Raw genomic sequence first — 15,822 nt, 5'->3', positions numbered from 1 at the left:
AAACTATTACATATTAAAATACATTACAACCATATAAACCCAATAACTATTAAATTAACTTTAATTTTTTAAATTAAACATTAAAACCTTTGACTTATTACTAAAAATACTGTAAATTATCATTTGGACGAACGTTTTTAAAGAAACTGAATAAAATATTCGTATTTTAGGGGTGCAAATGATGGAAAATGTATTTGATTATGAAGACATTCAATTAATTCCTGCAAAATGTATTGTAAATAGCCGATCTGAGTGTGATACAACTGTCACTTTAGGAAAACATAAATTTAAATTACCTGTCGTACCTGCAAATATGCAAACGATTATTGATGAAAGAATCGCAACTTATTTAGCTGAAAATAATTACTTCTACATCATGCATCGTTTCCAACCAGAGAAACGCATCTCATTCATTAGAGATATGCAATCACGTGGATTAATTGCTTCAATCAGCGTTGGTGTTAAAGAAGACGAGTACGAATTCGTACAACAATTAGCTGCTGAGAAACTTTCACCTGAATACATTACAATCGATATCGCGCATGGTCACTCTAATGCTGTGATCAACATGATTCAACATATTAAAAAACATTTACCAGAAAGCTTCGTTATCGCTGGAAACGTTGGAACTCCAGAAGCGGTAAGAGAATTAGAAAACGCTGGTGCTGATGCAACAAAAGTTGGCATTGGACCTGGTAAAGTTTGTATTACTAAAATTAAAACAGGCTTTGGAACTGGCGGTTGGCAGCTAGCTGCACTTCGCTGGTGTGCAAAAGCTGCAAGTAAGCCAATTATCGCTGACGGTGGTATTCGTACACATGGCGACGTAGCTAAATCAATTCGATTTGGAGCAACTATGGTTATGGTCGGTTCTCTATTCGCAGGTCATGAAGAGTCTCCAGGGGAAACAATCGAAAAAGATGGCAAACTTTATAAAGAGTACTTCGGTTCAGCTTCTGAATTCCAAAAAGGTGAGAAGAAAAACGTTGAAGGTAAGAAAATGTTCGTTGAGCATAAAGGTTCTTTAGAAGACACTTTAATCGAAATGGAACAAGATCTTCAATCTTCTATCTCTTACGCTGGTGGAACAAAATTAGACTCAATTCGTACTGTAGATTATGTAGTCGTGAAAAACTCTATTTTCAACGGTGACAAAGTATATTAATTTATAAATTTAACTAGAAGGACAAGCATTTTTTATGCTTGTCCTTCTTTTTCATATATAAAAATGTAAAATATTTTCATTTCACTGAATTTTCTAGTATCATGTTTTTAGATACTTATAATAAGGGGGATATAACAAATGAAAAATGTAATTGAGAAACGCCTTATTCGCGCGGAAGTCTCTACTGAATTGACATGGGACCTTTCTGATTTATACGAATCTGATAAAGAGTGGGAAACTGCATTACGTGTATTAACAGCCGATATAAAAAAACTTGATGCATTTAAAGGACAATTACACACTAGCCCCGCTACCTTATTAAATTGCCTGCTTTTAGAAGAAGAGCTTTTAATGAAGCTAACAAAAATCGGCGCATATGCAAATTTAAAAGAATCCGCTGATCGTACAGATTCAGTTATTCAAGCGAACTCTTCCAAAATTTCCGCTCTAGGAACGAATGTACATACCGCACTATCCTTTATTCATAACGAAATTCTCTCATTTGAGGAGGGAACAATTGAAAAATATTTAACTGAGGAAATAAAACTTGAACCTTTCCGTAAATCATTACTAGAGATACTCAAAAAGAGGCAGCACACTCTCTCTCCTGAAACAGAAGAAGCTCTTGCTGCACTCGGCGAAGTTCATAGTTCACCCTACAAAATTTACGGCATGACTAAATTAGCCGATATGGATTTCCCTTCTATACAAGATGAACAGGGAAATGATTTGCCTGTATCGTTTGCATTATTCGAAAGCAAATATGAATTTTCTCCAAGCGCATATATACGTAAAAAAGCATATTCATCATTTGTTTCCACATTGAAACGATATAAAAATACAGTTGCAACAACATATGCTACTGAAGTAAAAAAACAAGTGGCGCTTTCTCGTTTGCGCAAGTACGAGTCCGTTACCCATATGCTTTTAGAACCTCAAAAGGTTCCACTTGAAATGTATAACAACCAACTAGATATTATTTATAACGAATTAGCGCCTCATATGCGCCGTTTTGCAGATTTAAAAAAGAATGTATTAGGGCTTGATCAAATGCTTTTCTGTGACTTACATGCACCGTTAGATCCTGAATTTAATCCAACAATCACTTACGAAGAAGCTGGCAAACTCATTCAAGATTCTTTAAAAGTATTAGGAAATGAATATAGTTCCATTATCGAAAAGGGCTTCAAAGAAAGATGGGTAGACCTTGCAGATAACGTAGGAAAATCAACAGGTGCCTTCTGCTCTAGCCCATACGGTTCTCACCCTTATATTTTAATTACATGGCAGGGTACGATGCGCGGGTGTTTCACATTAGCTCATGAATTTGGACATGCTGGTCACTTTTATTTAGCAAATAAAAATCAGCGTATTATGAATGTGCGTCCATCTATGTACTTCGTTGAAGCTCCATCAACGATGAATGAATTACTATTAGCCCAGCATTTACTTGCGACTACTGAAGATAAGAGAATGCGCAGATGGGTTATTCTGCAACTACTCGGCACATATTACCACAACTTCGTTACCCATCTACTTGAGGGAGAATATCAAAGAAGAGTATACGCTCTAGCAGAAGAAGGGCAAGCACTCACAGCTACAACTTTAACTGAAATAAAAACGAAGGTCCTTTCGACATTCTGGGGAGATTCCGTAGAAATTGATGAAGGCGCCGGTTTAACATGGATGCGTCAACCTCACTATTATATGGGCTTATATTCTTACACATATTCTGCGGGACTAACTGCTTCTACCGCTGTAGCTCAAATGATTAAAGAAGAGGGACAACCTGCTGTTGATCGCTGGCTTGATGTACTCCGTGCAGGCGGTACAATGAAACCACTTGAATTAATGAAACACGCTGGAGTAGACATGTCAAAACCAGATGCAATCCGTAAAGCTGTTTCTTACGTAGGTTCCTTAATTGATGAATTAGAACGTTCTTATCAAGAATAAAAATAAGCCCTCGCTTTATGAGGGCTTATTCTATATTTACTTTCCAAATCTTTTGCGGTATCCGCACTTTCTACATAGTTCTTCTACTGCAACCCTTTTTGAAAATCCATCTACAATATTGTTCGCTCTTTCGCCTTCAATAATATTAGAGAATGAATCATTATTAATATTTCCAAGATTAATAATTCCCTCACCATCTAGACAACAAGGAATAACCGTTCCGTTCGCTAAGATTCCAGCCTGATTTCGAAGACCATGACAGAATCCTTTTCCATCATCCTCTTCTTCATGCAATGCCGGCCACTGGAATTCATAGTCTTGATTAATAAAGACACGTTCCGCAATTTTTATACCTTTTCCCGGTGTAAGCTTCTCTTCAATTTGATAAGATAGATCAAACTCATTTTCAATTATAGATAATAAATCCCTATTTTTTTGGATTTCAGCATTTGTTTTATTATCCTGAGTTAAATTCCATAATCTTAGTGAAACGATTAAGTCCGATTGACTTGTTGCCTCTCTAATGAAAGAAAGTATACTCCTTACATAGCCCTCTTTATCTTGCGAACCTGGGTGTCCATCAAAACTGTGCAGTGAAAAATTCATTTGTCTTAACGCAGGCTTATTTAACAGTCTATGCCTTCTCTTATTAATTAACGTTCCGTTCGTTGTAATATTAACTTTAAACCCTTTTTCATGGCTTAAATCTAATAGTTGATCTATTTTCGGATGGAGCAACGGCTCACCCTTCACGTGCAAATAAATGTAGTCTGTGTGAGGTTTAATTTGGTCTAATCTTTTAGCAAAATCCTCTACAGAAATGAATTGCTTCTGCCTTTCCGTCGGCGGACAAAAGCTGCACGCAAGATTACATACACTCGTAATCTCCAAGTAAAACTTCTTAAACTTCTTCACCTTTAATTCCTCACTTCTATGACTACTTATACTTTTTCCCTCTTCATATTACAGCATATTTTTTTAGAAATAGAAACATACTTATTTTAGGAAATCTACATACCATCTATTAATGTTTAAAAGACCATCGGTTATTTTTGTCCAATGGTCTTTTTTACTCTTTATATACAAATGAAAAATTTATTTATGATAAGGTTCACCGTGACGCATCTAAATGAGGTTATTCAAACTCTTCAATAACTAGCATTTTTTCTAAAAATCAATTATTTCTTTTTCTATCTTTTAAATGACATCATATCTTTATGAAAATTTTTATAATTTTCCCATTTAAGTAGCTTTATTATTTCATGTGCCATATTTTTGTTTTTCTTATAATCAGCAAAGATCGAATTTACTGATGATAAACTTCCAAAGCAAAGATCTACTCCTTCACCAAATTTACGTTCCTCAAAATGCATGGCTTGATTCCTACCTTCCCATATAACATCCAGTAATGTTGCCGATGCAAACTCTTTACACCCCACCTTTTCGCAATCAAATTTATTTGAACCGTGAACTATTGAAATGCCTTGCTTTGCAATTTGTAATACAGCCCCTGATAATGCTTCCACCGTCCCATTAGCAGCTTTCAAACTATCATTGTATTTGCTCTTTATCAAAGTAATATCGGAGGCATTTATATGGTCTGTCTTATACTTTTTATCAAATTTCTTAAGTTCTGCTGTATGGGCATCTCGAGCTTCGAAGTATTCAGGTGAATCCGCCTCTACTCCTAAAAACTCCAATTCCTTTTCCTCAACCTTAGCCCAATCCTCAAGTGTTTTGATTATTATTTTCCTATTTTTATCCGCTTTTACTATCTGTTCTATTAGATGTTCGGATGCATATTTGGTATCTTGCAGATAGTTAGCAATATTATAATACTTAGTTGCCATATAAATCTCCCCTTTTTCCAGTTAATTTTTCGTATATAATAAAGTTCTCTTAATGTTTTAATTTACAATTCATCATACCCAAATTCCTTAAACAATGACCCTAATCATGCGCTCTTACTGTTACTTGCAGATGAGACTTCTATCTATATGTATAGATAATTTCATTGAAGTTTGATTTTTGGTTAGGGTACAAGTTAGCTTGTAACTCACGAGCTAGCTAACTTAAAGTTATCCCCTCCAATATTACCACATTTTTATAACAGGGGAATATGATGTCCCTTAGTTCCATCCTTTCCGATTTATTAATTGTATCTATTTATATCCTAAACCCATCTATAAGTGCCTTAAACAAAGCAAATAGGCTTAACCAGTTTTCCTGCTTTTAGTAGACCCATCCCAATATCCTGCAAACCCCGTTTATCTTGTAATAGATACACAACATTAGGTGCACCACCATTATAGTAGAATATCCAGCACTTTAGTTCCCCTTTGATTTCGTTAGGAATTATAGCCTTAACTTCTCCATTTTGAATCTCTGTTACTAATAACATTCTAACATCTACTATCCATTCCTTCTCAGCAAGATGTGGATGATGTTCCTCAATATAATTCCTAAATAGCCCAATAATGCTCATATATTGTTCGCTCCTTTTTATAGGTAAATGACAATACAAAAAGAAGGAGAAAGGTCATCGTTTTATAATGAACCTTCTCCCTCTTAAACGTTAAATTACCAAACAAATTCTCTATTTAAAATAATAATAAAAAAGATCCTTAACTTCAGTTAAGGATCCTTTCATACTTCACTACTTATTCATCCTTTGTTTTACTTCCTCCATTTTAGAATAAAAATCTGTCTCCATATCTCTTTCAAAGAAATTAGCTAATTTACATAAGTAAGCAACGCAATCAGAAATTTCTTTTCCAAGCTCCTTCGTAATTTGTTCCTTTGCAAATTGAAAGGCTTCTACCTCAGAATAACCTTCAAGCATTTTCTTTTCTGTTGTTGCAAATAACTCTCGTAATAATTCTGCTACCTCTGCTACCTCTGTTGTTAGTAACATATGATTTGTTAATAGTGATGTTTTACACCGTTCATATGAATTATCTTTGATATGAAAGTTAAGTTCTCGCTGATATCCTTTTGTAAATTCCTGAAGTTCTTTCATCTTTCCACCTCTAGTTCATGTTCTCCCTGATCACAATAATAACATTTTAAAATTAAATAGACGCTTTTTTTCTTACTTATTTATAAACAAATAAACAATAACTACCCCAGCTCCAAACCCACATAAAAACCAACGCATCAACCTTTCCCACCCTTCCTAAAAATTCTTTTTGATCTGTAAGCAAACTGTTACCGCTAGTGTTAGACCGGCTGTAAAAAGTTTGATTGGATCCATGGAATCACCTCCTTTAAATAGCGATCAAAACTGAAAAAGAGGTAGATGACTCATCAATTGATGAGTCATCTACCCCTATTTTTAGTTCTTTTAATACTTCATTATTAAGTTTTAATTGGATACTTTCAATTTTTCTATCTTCATTGATTGTGATTTTATGAATGAGTAAATGTAACAACCTTTTTCGTTGTTCCCTCGTTAAAGCATTTTGAAAAGCCTTTGAGAAATTTAACAATACTTCTTTAATCATTTCATAAGAAACAACTTTCACTGTATTTCCTTGCATTTGCTTTCTTAAAGGTTCCATCAGTTCTTTTAATTTTTGTATTTGCCCTTCTAATCTTTTCGCCTTTTCTACATACATTGCTTTGGAAATCAACTCATCTGTATAGGCATCAAACGTTTTCGAAAGCTTTTGTTCCGCCTCATTCATCTGTTTAGCGTACATGTCAAATTCCTTTTGTAGCGGAACAAATATTTTTCCATTGCGACTGTTCACACTTTTTACAAGCTCTTTAATAAGTTTATCACTATGCATCAATCGTTGAAGTTTATCTAATGTAAACGCATCTGCGTACTCCGTTCGTACACCATTTGAACGGCAAACTAGTGTACCCTTATTTTTCCACGCACCACAAACATAGTATTCAAGAACTCGTTTAGTTCCATCTTTTAATGTGTTTGTAGTTCGGCTAATGACCATTCCTGCACCACAAGCTGGACATCTCATAATGCCTGTTAGTGGGAATTCACCATCATGTATACGATTTGGTTTACATGAACGACTTTGATAAACATTTTGAGCTATCTGCCACACCTCTTCTGAAATGATTGGTTCATGTTCCCCTTTTTGAATGATTGGATTAGGATTGATATTATTTCGTCTTTTCTCATTCCAATCTTTACGAACGTTGTATCGAATATAGCCAGCATAAACTGGATTCGTAACAATTATTTTAATTGCATTCAATGAAAAAGTTTTGCCCTTTTTTGTTCGGTATCCTTTTTTATTGATATAGTTAGCAATCGATTTATAACCGTGTCCGGAACTATACATTTGAAAAATCAACTGAACAGTATTTGCCTCTCTTTCATTGATAACAAGATGCGTATTTTTGCGTTTCCTATTATCACTTGATATCTCTACAACATCATATCCCAGCACTTGTCCACCATTCCAACGTCCTTCCTTTGCCCTAGCTATCATCCCCATCTTTACATTTTCTGCAATATTGTTACGTTCATATTCAGCAATAGCAGCCATCAGTTGAAATTGTAACTTTCCAGTGGACGTTTCTGTTTCATACCTTTCTGTATAGGAGCGAAAAGCGATGTTTTTACTATCTAGCTTTTCAACAATGTTCATTAAATCCAAACTTTTATGTGCTAAGCGATTCATTTTCCAAACAAGCACTACTTCAAATTTCTTTTGTTCTGCATCAAGCAATAATCGTTGGATTGCGGGACGTCCTGAAATATTTTTCCCACTAATTCCTCTATCCACATATTCATCATAAACCAAATAGCCTTCACGCTCACAGAATTTATTGAGGACACGTATTTGTTCGTCAATGCTGTAACCTTCTTCGGCTTGTTCTATAGTAGACACCCTTGCATAAATTGCTACAGTTTTAGTCGTCATACTCTCTATCATTATGCATCAGTTCCTCCTTCTTGATTTAAATAGTCAATCAGCATTGAAGTTAAAATAGCAAGTACTTCATTTATATTTTCTTTTTCCATTATCAAAGCCTCACTTTTATAATATATATCTATAATTTCTCTTATTACATTTAGTGGTCAAAAAAGAAAAGGTGAAAAACTTTTCAAAAAAAGTGAATAACATAAATTTTAAAACTTTCCAACTTAGAGCCAATTTGACCACTAAATTAATTAAAATGATTGTAATTTAATCCCTTCAAAGTATTCATGACCTTGAATTCGTTTTTCCACAATAGATAATTCCTTACTATCTATCACATTCATTAAGTCCTTATAAAACCTTTGGCGTGTGCGAATACGATCAATCCCATTTTGTTCACACCAAAGTTTGAAATAATTGTATAATTCACTACGTTTTAATTTAGAAGATGCATCATATACAACGATAGATTCAAAAAAATTAAGAACTGGATTCTGCGACAAGCGGTATTTCCTCAACTCTTCTTCGATTACTGATGATCGGCTAAATACATAGTTGTTTTCTCTTAATCTTTTGAGCCCTTCAATAGCCCAATTAAAAATGCCAGGTAATTCTTCAGTTAATTCCATCAGTAAATCTCGGTTTTGTTCTGACTCACTAAATGTCCGTTTAAAAGGAATAATACACATCCTACGAAAATAGCCATTTGTTAAATCAGTTGTATCCGGTAGTTCATTACCCAAAAACACCAGTCTACATTTTGACTTATAGTTAGTAATTGAAGGTCTGTATTTTAAATTAATATTCATTCCATCTCCACTAACAATAGCCTTAAATGCTTCCGTATTTAATTGTGAACCTCGCATTTCATTCTCAGGTGCAATGTTAACGGTTTTACCTATGATACCCTCTAGACCAAAATCCGAACTAAAATGAGAAAGTGGAATACTACTCACATTCTGTTCACCAACTAATATAGCTATGATACGTGCCAAAACACTTTTTCCATTTGCACCCCTACCAAAAAAATAAAATGCTTTTTCACATCTAATTTCTGGGCTCAATAAATAACCCATTAACTCTTGTAGTACATTTTTCAATTCTTCATCATTACAAGTAATATCCTTAATAAATTTCTTAAATGTAGGACAATCTGCCTCGCCATCATATTTAATTGGTATTTGAATAGTAGATAAGAAGTCAGGATGATGTTTTTCTAACGAACCAGCCTTTAATGAATACATACCATTTTGCAAATTAACGTATTCACGCATGCAATCCAATTGTGATTTTGAAAAACATTCCCGTTTAATAGCTTGAATGGCTTCTTTTTCATGACTACTTCGCCAACTATGCTCTAATCCTTCATTCATTAATATTCGAACAAGCCTCCCCATCTCCGTATCTGTCAATAACTTAAATACCCCCTGTTTGCTATAAGCATAAAGTAAACCATTCTCATCACAAACCATTTTTACTCTTGTAAGAAAATAATCTGCAAATAAATTAGAATTAAATTGATACTTTCTCTTTTTTTCTTCATAAATAAAACCTGTTTGGATTGCTTTTGATACCTGAACCGCATGATGCAGTTCAGATGTTAAAATTTTCACATGATCTGAATTAAAGGGTTGAATTAATGAGAAGTCTAATTCATCAACCACTTTTTTAGATAACAAAAGTTCCAATAACTTTTTTAGAGATATATTCTTTACTTGTCTTGCAGCAGCTGCAAGTTGGCTAATGGAAAACAATTCATTAATGTTTTCCGTTAAAGATTTGAGACTGCCATGACAATTAAGTATATGTATTTTTTTTAGTTCAAATTCTTGTATAAATTCATTCATTTATGTTGCCCCCCCAAGATGTTAATACGATTTTTTGATACACCTTTCCATTTGAAAAATTGGTTTTAAAATAACAAGTTCCTCTTTCACCAATTAAATCTTGTACCAAAATTTCATCTTTGACTTCTCCAAACTGACGAAATTGATTAATAAAATCATAAAATGAAGAATGGGCACTATTGTCATCATAAAGCATATATAATTGATCAATTTCAAAGTCTTCATTTTCATTCCAAACCTTAAAAACCAATTTTAAAAAGCGCTGGGATGTACGTGCAGTAATGACCTCATATCTGTCAATTTGAAAAGCATACTCTACCTTTAGAGATGTTAATTGATTAAAATTATTGTTTTGCATTAAATTCACTCACTTTCGGTTTATTTAATGCTGCAGCATGTTTAGTTTAGATTCGAATCTGCAAATAAGAGCTATTTACAAACTTTATTAAACGCTATATACAACTATAAAGGCAATCAAAAAAATACTATATAAAAATAGGAAAAAGCCAACAAAAAGACGTTTGTACTTAGTCCATAATTACAAACGTCTGAAAAACTAATTGTGACAAAAATGTGAACTTTTATCTTTCTGTTTTTTTAATAGCTTCTCATAAATTTTTTCTCCATCTTTTAAACAAATTAAAAAAAGTGGATAATTTGCATTGGCATCGGATACCATACAAACCATCCACTCATTTTCTTCTGTATCATAAACATATGTGTGAACTAATACTAAATCAGGAGTAACTGCTAGTAATATTTCTGAAACAAGATTCCCATCCAGATCTTCCTTATATAAAAGCATAGTTTCTTCTCCTACCTGTTCTTCATCAATATCTACACTAAATGTGTACTTCATAAAGCTACAAAATTCTTCTAATTTTAAATCCATTATTATCTCCTCCTTGTAAATAGAAAAAGCCCTAACCTCTAATTAAGGCTAGGACTACTAATTCTCTTTCATGACTATAATATATACTTTAAAAATTCTTTATTACACCTAAAAACATGTAGGTTGAATAAAATTCATTCCCTTTTCTTACCCCTATAGTTATAGTTGCCCATAAACCTTAGTAAATAAGTATAGGAACCATCCTTACAAGAAATTATTCATGATTTCATAGTTGTGTTGCAGGATTCATCCCCCAACACTCTCTATATAAAACACCTAATTTTTACTAACCTTACACAAAAAGTGCTTACTCTCTTTACTGATTCCATTTAAATCCTTCCAATATATTCGAAAATTGATATACTAAATAATAGAACTCATTATAATTACTAATATATTCTTAAAATGGTTTTTATTACGTACGAAATATATGAAGGGGGTATATATTATGGGGAAAAAAGCTGATTATGGATTAGGTCATCCTAACTTTATTAAATATAAAAAAGACATTGCTGAAAATAAAGCCTATGAAGGCATGCCTGATTTATACTTTGAAAATGATGAAATTCAATGGGAAGCTCCTTCTAATAGAAAAAGTGGAGCTTTTAAAGATTCTCATATTAAGAGAAAAGAATGGTGGATAAAAAAGGCTATTTCAATTGGTATTGATCCTAAAGAGAATTTTTGGATTAGTAAAACTGCTAAAGCTATTCATCCAACTAAAATGAAACCTTGTATTAATTGTGGAGAATTCATGGAACTAAGATATTGTTATCCTACCAAGAACTTAATTGGTAGATTCATTAAATTAGCATATATAGAAGATGATTTTGAATTTAATCCTCTTGAGCATATTTTAAAACTAATAGAGAGATTGCATATAAGATACGGCAATAGGATTTTCGAGAATTTTGAGGGTTTATTTAAGTGTAGCTCAGTTAAAAATATACCTTCTTTCACAGATATAAATACAGCACTGGTATGGTTTGATAAAGAATACATTCCTAATGAGCCAAATATGCTAAGTCCAGGTGCTATGTCAAATGCTCCTGACCGTTTGGACGGATTTCATACACTAAATATTTGTTGCCGAAATGTTAAAGATTTAGGACGCCGGCCAGAAAATCTTAGTTCATATAGTACAGATAGAAGAGCCTTTGAATATTGGGTTGATGGCGATTGGATTGCAGCAGATCGATTAATGGGGTTAATTCGCTCTGCTCCAAAACTAAACCAAATCAGATGTTTAAATAATCATCCAGGGCCTTGTGCAGCAGATCATATTGGTCCAATATCTTTGGGTTTTAGACACCGCCCTACTTTTCAATTACTATGTAATGCATGTAACAGCGCTAAAAATAATCGGATGACTTTTTCAGATGTACAAAATTTAATCAACTCTGAAGATACTGGTGAAATAGTGTCATCTTGGTACGCTTCTCATTTATGGAATTTAAGAAAGTTTGATGTAAATGATAATGAGACTGCACTTCGCTTAAGTAAAATGTTACGGGATAACAGGCATTCTGCAATGCTCCTATTATTCAACCTTTATCAAGGAGGACACCTTGTATTCCTATGCACATTTTTAGGACTGGAATATGCAAACAGAAATGTTACTTTTGAAAATATAAAGGTAAATAACCATATCGTCAATGCCAACTTAGTATTTAGTGAACGTCAACAAAGTTATATAATTGAGCAAAAAATAAGAAGAATCCGAGTTGGTTTACAGGCACTAGATACTTATGCAAAAAAAGAAAATAGAAATGCCTTGTTAATTACCAACGATGAAATTTCAGCAAAAATAGAGGAAATTAACAGCTTATTATTTGATGCCACCAATCCAGATTTACAATCTATACAATTAACACTTTTAAATAAACTCCAAAACAATACAGTAACAGATTATGATTTACAACAGTTCTTGGAAATTCTGCCTCCAATAACAGAAAAACCTACTAATTACCTAAGATCAAAAGGTATACTAGTTGAAATTATGCAATTAGTAGGTAATCAATTATCTGCTATGTGGCTAGATGATAGATATGTTAGAATGGTCGCCACTTCTCTAGACTAAATTTTTATCAAATGCTAAGGAACTCAAGTATTCCTTAGCATTTATCATATCTCGCATTAATTCTTGATATGAAGTTTTAGGGGGCATTAAGTATTTTTTATTACTCCCATCTTCATTTGGTTCTAATTCAGGTAAATCAGACAGTGCATCATATACTGATATAGCTGGTTGGTATTCAGAAAATAAATCTCCCTCGCTATCTAAGCTTGTAATTTGTGCTAACCCATAATCTTCTTTTTGTTGTAAAGAGGTCCCTATTATAATTACACGTTTTCTTCTCTGAGGGATTCCAAAATTAACACTATCTATTTTATGAACATTTAACGTATCGACGCATTTACCAAGTTCGCCCTTAACCATTTCAAAGAACTCACCTTTTTCCATACTTAATAAGCCTGTTACATTTTCGAATATAAATCCTGTAGGTTGTACCTTATTTAAAATTTGTACATACGCATCAAACAACCAATTTCTCTCATCAACTATATCTCTTTTATTACCAGCTGTAGAGAATCCTTGACAGGGCGGTCCTCCTAAAATAAATAGAGGAACCTTAGGATATTTTTCTTTAAAATTCAAAGCTATAGATACAATATGATTTGATATAAATTCTTCTCTCAAATCACCTAAAATCACCTCCGAATGAATATTGCTTTTATAGGTTTCTAATGCCCATTTATCAATATCATTAGCAATAAGTGGTTCCCATCCTGCCCACTTGAATCCTAGAGATAATCCTCCTGCTCCACTGAACAAATCTATATATGCCCCTTTAAATGGAAATAACTCTGCTAACTGATATGCTAATAACGGAGGAACAGCATTACCAATCTGATTATTTATAGCAGTCTTACTTCCTTGGAAAATAAAATTATCAGGGAAGGATTGTAATCTAGCTGCCTCTCTTTGTGATAAAGTTCTGTTTTGTTCATAATGTATATGACAACCATTACCAGGTCTATTAAAATACGTATTCATTGTGTATGAAGGTTTTTTAGGATTCAGTCTCCCATAGTATGTTGAACGACTACCTTTTCCAGCTGCATAGCTCTCCCTAATTTGCTCTAATCTCTTAGAAGGAACCCATTCGGGTATATTTTTCCAATTTCCACCCGGAGGTACATGCTCAATAATGGTTCTATCTAATTCGCTAAGACTTTGTGATAAATGATTTGGTATCAATTAACTTCACCCCTGTCAAAATATTTAATTGCTTCCTGTTCAAAAGTCTGCTTCTCTGCTAGGCTTAATTTATCAAACATTGTTAACATACTTAAAAACTGTTCATAAGAAAGTCCATATAATAAAGCAACGTATATTTCTAACTCCACTTCATTTTCGACAATATTTTCCACCATTTGTGATAATTTATTTATCTGCTCTTCATTAATTCTAGGAATTTTGATATTCCGAACAACGCCTAAAGAAACATGATTTGTAGCTGAACTAGCTCGGACTTGTGCTTCAAAAATTAAAGAATTCATTATCGCCAATAGTGCCCTTAATAATTTGGAGTTCCCTTCTTTACTATATAAAACATGTAAAGAATTACCTGCGGCATAATTCGGAGGCATTATTGTCGCAATCATTCTTCTTTTTTGACTCATTCTTGATACATCCCGCCAAATAATACGTTCAAAATCAATAGATTTTGGTAATTTATTGAATTTACTCATATCTAAATATCTATCCGGATTAATATTAAAATTATAACGATTTATCATTTTCCCTTTGACAAAAGGATAGGTTCCTCGATTACTAAGTTTAGTATCTATCTTAGTCTCATCAATTTCTCTTCCCATCCAAATATCATTAGATAATTCTAAATCCTTCATTTTCTTCAATTTACTAAACAAGTCATTCATTTCAATAATTTGAAAACCAAATTGAATGGGAATAATATAACCTTCATTTCGTATCTGTTCCCATTGTTTATTAGCCAAATTATAAGTAGCGGGTATTAAATTTTTATTATAATGAGTTAAAATAGGTGGTATTTTTTTATTTTTTTCATTAGTAATCGTTATAGATATTACATCTTGATCAACGTTACCAAACAGCTTTGCCTCGGCTACAAAATAAGAAATACTCTTCACCGAGAACTCTTCAAATATCCACTTCCTTAATTTTGTTGAAACTTGATCCCCAATCAAAGAAGCCGGCGATACGATTCCACATATACCTGTTTTGTTAATTAACATTAATGATAACTCTGTACCACATCTAGCCAAATTTGTTCCCCAACCGGCAAATTTCTTACTCGGTACTGATAAAGGATAATATCTATTTAACAAGTTATCCAGGTCCTTTAATACCTGGATATATTCGATTTGTTCTTCTTGAGATAACAATTCTTTTTCTTTTTTTGAAGGCTTTACTATTAACCAAGGTGGATTAGTTATACAAATATCGAATTGTTCTCTATTATCTTCTGCATGAGAGAAACTGTCGCAGACTCTACCTTCAATTACTACACTTAAATTATAATTAACCGCTGCCTTCTTCAAATTTTCAACAGCAGCTTCTACCGATTCTTCATCAATATCCCAACAATGCAATTCGAATTGAGTTTTTTTAAATTTATCTAATTTGCATACTTCTTTAAGGAAACTTTTAATTAACCTTCCATCGCCACAAAAAGGATCTATAATAGAGATGTTTTTTTTATTTTCAAAGCCCTCTAAATGATTAATCAAATCTAAAATTAATTTTTCACCAATTAAGTTATGTGTATAAAATTGTCCTTTAGATTTTTTTTGCCAGGATATACTCTTATTAGTTTGAGATTTATCTATTATAAAGTCTAATAAAGCATTTGCCTCATTAGTTTTATCATATAAATTAACAATACTACCTTTCATACGAAACCTCCTAGATAAATTCTCAACAGATTATTTTTTAAATTATTAAGGGACACAGATAACCCTGTGTCCCAATTAATATTTAACCATAAAATAAAGCTGCCTTCAAAGGTAATACAATACAAT

The 15,822-nt window shown here is 32.9% G+C and carries 13 protein-coding genes; 3 read left to right on the top strand and 10 right to left on the bottom strand.

Going from position 1 to position 15,822, the window contains the following annotated elements:
• The first annotated feature begins 181 nt into the window (after positions 1 to 181).
• Together guaC and pepF are read left to right on the top strand one after the other, a co-directional pair.
• Positions 182 to 1,165, top strand: coding sequence for a GMP reductase (guaC, locus tag AC1DS7_RS02480; protein WP_033708487.1), 984 nt, complete (start codon positions 182 to 184; stop codon positions 1,163 to 1,165).
• A 138-nt stretch (positions 1,166 to 1,303) separates the two neighbouring features.
• Positions 1,304 to 3,121, top strand: coding sequence for an oligoendopeptidase F (pepF, locus tag AC1DS7_RS02475; RefSeq protein ID WP_002143954.1), 1,818 nt, complete (start codon positions 1,304 to 1,306; stop codon positions 3,119 to 3,121).
• 36 nt (positions 3,122 to 3,157) lie between these two features.
• Here pepF and AC1DS7_RS02470 read toward each other — a convergent pair whose 3' ends face one another.
• The 8 genes from AC1DS7_RS02470 to AC1DS7_RS02435 all read right to left on the bottom strand — a co-directional run bounded on the left by AC1DS7_RS02470 (position 3,158) and on the right by AC1DS7_RS02435 (position 10,755).
• The gene (locus tag AC1DS7_RS02470) at positions 3,158 to 4,036 is read right to left on the bottom strand and encodes a radical SAM/SPASM domain-containing protein (RefSeq protein WP_002016446.1); all 879 of its coding nucleotides are present in this window, start codon (positions 4,034 to 4,036) and stop codon (positions 3,158 to 3,160) included.
• Between the two features lie 275 nt (positions 4,037 to 4,311).
• Positions 4,312 to 4,971 (bottom strand): hypothetical protein, encoded by a 660-nt coding sequence (locus tag AC1DS7_RS02465; protein ID WP_476998766.1) that lies wholly within the window; start codon positions 4,969 to 4,971, stop codon positions 4,312 to 4,314.
• Positions 4,972 to 5,315: 344 nt separating this feature from the next.
• Positions 5,316 to 5,606: a hypothetical protein gene (locus AC1DS7_RS02460; RefSeq protein ID WP_476998765.1), complete on the bottom strand. Its 291-nt coding sequence runs from the start codon at positions 5,604 to 5,606 to the stop codon at positions 5,316 to 5,318.
• Positions 5,607 to 5,777: 171 nt separating this feature from the next.
• Positions 5,778 to 6,140 carry a nucleoside triphosphate pyrophosphohydrolase family protein gene (locus tag AC1DS7_RS02455; RefSeq protein WP_476998764.1) on the bottom strand — a complete coding sequence of 121 codons (363 nt, stop codon included), beginning with the start codon at positions 6,138 to 6,140 and terminating at the stop codon, positions 5,778 to 5,780.
• Positions 6,141 to 6,387: 247 nt separating this feature from the next.
• Entirely contained in the window at positions 6,388 to 8,028 is a 1,641-nt protein-coding gene (locus AC1DS7_RS02450) for a recombinase family protein (protein WP_476998763.1), read from the bottom strand.
• 239 nt (positions 8,029 to 8,267) lie between these two features.
• Positions 8,268 to 9,863 carry a DNA primase family protein gene (locus AC1DS7_RS02445; RefSeq protein WP_476998762.1) on the bottom strand — a complete coding sequence of 532 codons (1,596 nt, stop codon included), beginning with the start codon at positions 9,861 to 9,863 and terminating at the stop codon, positions 8,268 to 8,270.
• Complete coding sequence (locus AC1DS7_RS02440) at positions 9,856 to 10,230, bottom strand: hypothetical protein (RefSeq protein WP_476998761.1); 375 nt, start codon at positions 10,228 to 10,230, stop codon at positions 9,856 to 9,858. The genes AC1DS7_RS02445 and AC1DS7_RS02440 overlap by 8 nt, the downstream gene beginning before the upstream one ends.
• Positions 10,231 to 10,419: 189 nt before the next feature.
• Positions 10,420 to 10,755 (bottom strand): hypothetical protein, encoded by a 336-nt coding sequence (locus AC1DS7_RS02435; RefSeq protein ID WP_476998760.1) that lies wholly within the window; start codon positions 10,753 to 10,755, stop codon positions 10,420 to 10,422.
• 448 nt (positions 10,756 to 11,203) lie between these two features.
• Here AC1DS7_RS02435 and AC1DS7_RS02430 point away from each other — a divergent pair, with 448 nt between their 5' ends.
• Positions 11,204 to 12,835, top strand: coding sequence for an Alw26I/Eco31I/Esp3I family type II restriction endonuclease (locus AC1DS7_RS02430; protein WP_476998759.1), 1,632 nt, complete (start codon positions 11,204 to 11,206; stop codon positions 12,833 to 12,835).
• Here AC1DS7_RS02430 and AC1DS7_RS02425 read toward each other — a convergent pair.
• A complete protein-coding gene (locus AC1DS7_RS02425; RefSeq protein ID WP_476998758.1) occupies positions 12,827 to 14,017 on the bottom strand; it encodes a DNA cytosine methyltransferase in 1,191 nt (396 codons plus the stop codon). The two genes, AC1DS7_RS02430 and AC1DS7_RS02425, sit on opposite strands and share 9 nt — an antisense overlap.
• A complete protein-coding gene (locus tag AC1DS7_RS02420; RefSeq protein ID WP_476998757.1) occupies positions 14,014 to 15,696 on the bottom strand; it encodes an Alw26I/Eco31I/Esp3I family type II restriction adenine-specific DNA-methyltransferase in 1,683 nt (560 codons plus the stop codon). Before AC1DS7_RS02420 ends, AC1DS7_RS02425 begins: the two co-directional genes overlap by 4 nt.
• Between the last annotated feature and the right edge of the window lie 126 nt (positions 15,697 to 15,822).

The sequence above is a fragment of the Bacillus sp. P4_E1 genome (genome assembly GCF_056401715.1).
This window is presented reverse-complemented; position numbering and strand designations above follow the sequence as displayed.

Bases quoted from the DNA above. Each gene is read 5' to 3' on its own strand.
- guaC (WP_033708487.1), top strand. From the start codon at position 182: ATGGAAAATGTATTTGATTATGAAGACATTCAATTAATTCCTGCAAAA.
- pepF (WP_002143954.1), top strand. From the start codon at position 1,304: ATGAAAAATGTAATTGAGAAACGCCTTATTCGCGCGGAAGTCTCTACT.
- AC1DS7_RS02465 (WP_476998766.1), bottom strand. From the start codon at position 4,971: ATGGCAACTAAGTATTATAATATTGCTAACTATCTGCAAGATACCAAA.
- AC1DS7_RS02460 (WP_476998765.1), bottom strand. From the start codon at position 5,606: ATGAGCATTATTGGGCTATTTAGGAATTATATTGAGGAACATCATCCA.
- AC1DS7_RS02455 (WP_476998764.1), bottom strand. From the start codon at position 6,140: ATGAAAGAACTTCAGGAATTTACAAAAGGATATCAGCGAGAACTTAAC.
- AC1DS7_RS02450 (WP_476998763.1), bottom strand. From the start codon at position 8,028: ATGATAGAGAGTATGACGACTAAAACTGTAGCAATTTATGCAAGGGTG.
- AC1DS7_RS02445 (WP_476998762.1), bottom strand. From the start codon at position 9,863: ATGAATGAATTTATACAAGAATTTGAACTAAAAAAAATACATATACTT.
- AC1DS7_RS02435 (WP_476998760.1), bottom strand. From the start codon at position 10,755: ATGGATTTAAAATTAGAAGAATTTTGTAGCTTTATGAAGTACACATTT.
- AC1DS7_RS02430 (WP_476998759.1), top strand. From the start codon at position 11,204: ATGGGGAAAAAAGCTGATTATGGATTAGGTCATCCTAACTTTATTAAA.
- AC1DS7_RS02420 (WP_476998757.1), bottom strand. From the start codon at position 15,696: ATGAAAGGTAGTATTGTTAATTTATATGATAAAACTAATGAGGCAAAT.